At 59.8% G+C, this 3,891-nt stretch carries 3 protein-coding genes and 1 pseudogene; 1 reads left to right on the top strand and 3 read right to left on the bottom strand.

The annotated features are described in order from the left end of the window. Together Q0964_RS01795 and Q0964_RS01790 are read right to left on the bottom strand one after the other, a co-directional pair. Positions 1 to 403: pseudogene (locus Q0964_RS01795) on the bottom strand (hypothetical protein); the annotation flags it as partial. A 58-nt stretch (positions 404 to 461) separates the two neighbouring features. Beyond that, positions 462 to 710, bottom strand: a complete 249-nt coding sequence (locus tag Q0964_RS01790; RefSeq protein WP_299262823.1) for a hypothetical protein — start codon at positions 708 to 710, stop codon at positions 462 to 464. Positions 711 to 828: 118 nt separating this feature from the next. On the opposite strand from Q0964_RS01790, the gene Q0964_RS01785 reads away from it, so the two are divergent. Continuing rightward, entirely contained in the window at positions 829 to 1,386 is a 558-nt protein-coding gene (locus tag Q0964_RS01785) for a DUF3592 domain-containing protein (protein WP_299262821.1), read from the top strand. A 560-nt stretch (positions 1,387 to 1,946) separates the two neighbouring features. Here the strand turns inward: Q0964_RS01785 and Q0964_RS01780 are convergent. Continuing rightward, complete coding sequence (locus Q0964_RS01780; protein WP_299262819.1) at positions 1,947 to 3,680, bottom strand: CocE/NonD family hydrolase; 1,734 nt, start codon at positions 3,678 to 3,680, stop codon at positions 1,947 to 1,949. Positions 3,681 to 3,891: the final 211 nt, after the last annotated feature.

The following is a 3,891-nucleotide window of genomic DNA, read 5'->3' as shown; positions in this document are numbered from 1 at the left end:
TGAACCCATCGACCCGGTCAAACTCGTACTCGTCGGTCGGGCCGTGCTCGACAACTTCAATCTGGTCGATTTCGTTCGTGACTGTATTCGACAGTTCTCCGCTGGAACCGCCCTCCGAGTCGCTGTCACTACTGTCCGTATCTCCGTTTTCCTCTGTCGACTCTGTCTCACCATCGTCTGTCTCGCCCTCGTCGCTTTCCATCCCGTCGTCGGTAGCCATGTCGTCCCCTTCGCCACCGTCCATGCTGCCGTCGTCTTCACTGCTTCCGTCGCCATCGCTGCTGCTGTCGTCACTACCGCTGTCGCCGCCATCTCCGCTACTACCGTCAGAACAGCCGGCGAGTGCGATTGCGCCTGTCGTCCCGACCAGTCCGAGAAACCGCCGTCGAGGCGTCGATTCCATGCATTCCGGTGGCTTGACAATAATATAAATACCACTCTCGTCCCAAATTTTGCGGGTATCACAGCGGGACTGTCCCGCAGGCGACACAGCCCGTGCCCGTCAGCGGTGCTGTGAGGAGGTTGTCCCGGTCGCGTGCCTGTCCCTCGATTTCGACGAGGCCCGACGAGAGGGAGGCGATGTCGCTCGTCTCCGTCCGAATCATCGGTATCAGCACCCCCGTCGTGCGCAGGCCCTGCGCGAGGATGGCAAGCCCGATGAGGGCGAACACGCCCGCGAAGGCCGCTGGCAGGAGTGAACTGTCGGTCATATGGAGATGTAGGAAAGCCGCTGATCAAAATCTCGGGCCGGAAATCCTGACTACAGTACCGGGAATATGCTGACTGAGTGGGGAAACATTGAGGGAGAACCCAACCTATCTGTGGCGCATGAGCGGCGAACTCAGAGTCGGCTTGCGGGAAGGGCTGGTGGCTATTGTCGTCGTCGTGGGTGCCGGCCTCGCGTACGTACTGGCCGACCTCCCGCCGAGTACTATCATCACGGCACCGTTCGTGTTGATTGGCGTCATTGGCCTGTATCTCTCGGCCCGGAAGCTGCAGCGGTCGCTCCAGCGCAGCGAGTTCGAACCTGTGCAGGCAGAGGTGTTACACTCCGAACTGCGGTCACAGACGGAGACGGACTCGGGCGCTCGCACGACGACGTACTTCCCCGACATCGAGTACGAGTACACCGTCGATGGCGAGACGTACACGAGCGACAGCGTCTACCCCGGCCGCCTCGGGGGGACGAGCGACCGCTCGGCGAATCAGTCGATTGTGGACGACCACTCGGCCGGTGACCGGGTCGAGGCGTACTACCATCCCGAGGACCCGGCGCGGTCGTTTCTCGTCGACAAATCCAGTACGAAGCAGGCAGTGCTCGGGATACTCGCCGGCATCGTCCTCGGGTCGATTGGGCTCTATATGCTCTGGATGACGTTCAGGTAGGCCGGACGGCGGTGCCGGTTCTGGACGCGGACGGCCGACTCACGTCCGTCGGCAGTAAATCCCCTCGGCGAAGAAATCACAGTTGACGACAACGAGATAGCTATCGATATTCGAGATGTCGAAGCACCGGCGAGTCTTCTCGCCTACGTGCCCTGGCTCGTCGGCCGACAAATCGATGGATTCTTCGAGTTTATCCAGCCGCTCGTGAACTTCGTCGGAATCGTGATTCTCATCATCATCCTCGCGTGGGCGTTTGGCAGCTACTGACCGTTCCGTGATGGCCGCCGACATCGTCGGTTGGCTGCCGTGCGCCCGTGGTCTGCTACCGCACTCGGTACCCGGAAACCCGGAAGCACGTCCCGCCTGCTTGATCCCCTGTCGACACACGCTCTGTCTATTGCTCGAACACACCGAACCACCGACAACCGGCGACTCGCCACATCTCCCAGAGCTCGACTCCGGTATTACTCTCCTGGAGCACTCGAACGCAACCGAATACGACAGTCGGCGTGGCCGCTCGTAATACTAAGCCGTTCCGGTGAGCGAGGGACATCGCCGAGTTACCGAACTGGCAAGCTGACGTATGACGGCGCCTCTGCCGTGTGGAAGATGTTCTGTGTGGCGACCTGTGCATCCTTGAGGGTACCCTCGCCAACCGGCGCAGCGATGTTGAGGTTGCGGTCGAACTTCGGGAAATTACTGCTCGTCACCTCAAGCCGGATTCTGTGTCCCGTATCAAAGGTGTGTGCGACGGCTTCCATGTTGATGGGAATCTCGTACCGCTCGCCGGGTTTCAGGAAAGACTCCTCTTCGAACCCATCCCGGTAGCGTGCACGCCGGATTCCCTCGGTCACAGGCACGCAGTAACCGTCCGGTTCGACGTCAACGAGCGTCGCCACGAAGTCGGTATCGGGTGCTGACGTCGCGACATAGAGTGTGGCGTCCACCGGCCCAGCGATCTCACAGGGTTCAATCAATTGCTCCGAAGTATAGACCAGCACGTCATCACGGGTTTCGACCTCCGACCGGTCCGTGATGCCCGGGTCGTCGATGTTCGGATGGAGACTCCGGCCGCCGGTCGTCGGCACCGGATTGGCAGGGTCGTACTCGTAACTGTCGACGGATTCGGAGTCGGGTTCGGACGGACTCAGGTAACCGTCACCAGATCTGGAGTTAGCATTGCCACCGCTGTGGAGGTAATACGGAGTCGGTTCGTGTTCAGGCGGCCAGGACTCTGCGGTACGCCACTCGTTGTCACCCATCTGGTAGTACTGCACCGATGGGATGTCCAGCTGGTCACCGTCCCCGAGCCAGTAGTCGAACCACTCCAGCGAGAGGTCGCTCATCATCGCCGTGCCGCCGGCCGCTCGGTAGCCGAACTTCCGCTCGCCACCGCGGTCTGGCGTTACTGTCACGTACGCCTCGTGGTCCCAGGGACCGACGACAAGACGCTGTTCTTCGCTGGCTCTGGGCCCTGACTTTTCGCTGACCGCCTCGTAGAGGTCGAGGTGACCCGGTAGGAAGACGTCATACCATCCCGAAGCGTTGAGCAGTGGTATATCCACGCCGTCGAGCTGTGCCGTGACGTCGATGTCCTCCCAGTAAGAATCGTACTGCGGATGCTCGAACCACTCCTGAGCGCACTCCGCTGCGGGATGTTCGAAGAGGTCGTTCGATCTTACTGGCAGTTGTTCGGCAATGTCCTCTGGGTCCTCTGTGAAATCGAGCAACTCCTCAACCAACTGTGTCCGCTCCTCCTCAGAGACGTCTAGTCGTGTGACGTTATCCATCGCGTTGTAGAGGTTCCACCACTGATTAAAACCGAGTTCGAACGCACCGCCGGTGTACGTCCATCCGCGGTGGTAATTGGCGCCAGTGAGATAGGCGAAGACAGCCTCGAGTGATGGTGGGTCAGCGACCATTGCCTGCAGCACTGTTACGCCGTGATACGAGGCACCGTACACCCCGACACGGCCGTTACTCCAAGGCTGCTCTGCTGCCCACTCGACCGTGTCGTAACCGTCCTCTGCTTCGTGTACGAATGGGTCCCACTCGCCTTCAGACTTGAACCGCCCCCTCGTGTCTTGGACCACCACCGCGAACCCTTCCTGCACCGCATCCAGCGGATTGACGATGAGTCCAGCGACGGACCCGGCATTTGATTTGTCGTAGGGGTTACGATGGACGATGGTGGGGCAGGATTCTGCGCCTCTGGGCCGATAAATGTCTGTCGCGAGTTCGACATCATCACGCATCTCGACGGACACGTCTCGCTCAACGCTAATTTCGTCCATGCATGGAATATCAGTTCAATGTCACAAATAAGTTACTGTTGGACCAACCGCGGCAGGGTACCGAACCACACTTTCGCTGACGGTAGGACCGGTGCAACTCCTCGGAACGTCGTGAACCATTCGTCTTCACTTTAGCCACCCCCAGTCGATTGGACAGCGGTAGCAAGCTGCTCCTATAGGATTTGGCGCTCTTGATGAATCTTCTGTGCAT

This window comes from Halorientalis sp. (genome assembly GCF_028275115.1).
Taxonomy (GTDB): Archaea; Halobacteriota; Halobacteria; order Halobacteriales; family Haloarculaceae; genus Halorientalis.
This window is presented reverse-complemented; position numbering and strand designations above follow the sequence as displayed.

Excerpts from the sequence above, each read along its gene's own strand:
- Q0964_RS01780 (WP_299262819.1), bottom strand. The coding sequence starts at position 3,680 with ATGGACGAAATTAGCGTTGAGCGAGACGTGTCCGTCGAGATGCGTGAT.
- Q0964_RS01790 (WP_299262823.1), bottom strand. The coding sequence starts at position 710 with ATGACCGACAGTTCACTCCTGCCAGCGGCCTTCGCGGGCGTGTTCGCC.
- Q0964_RS01785 (WP_299262821.1), top strand. The coding sequence starts at position 829 with ATGAGCGGCGAACTCAGAGTCGGCTTGCGGGAAGGGCTGGTGGCTATT.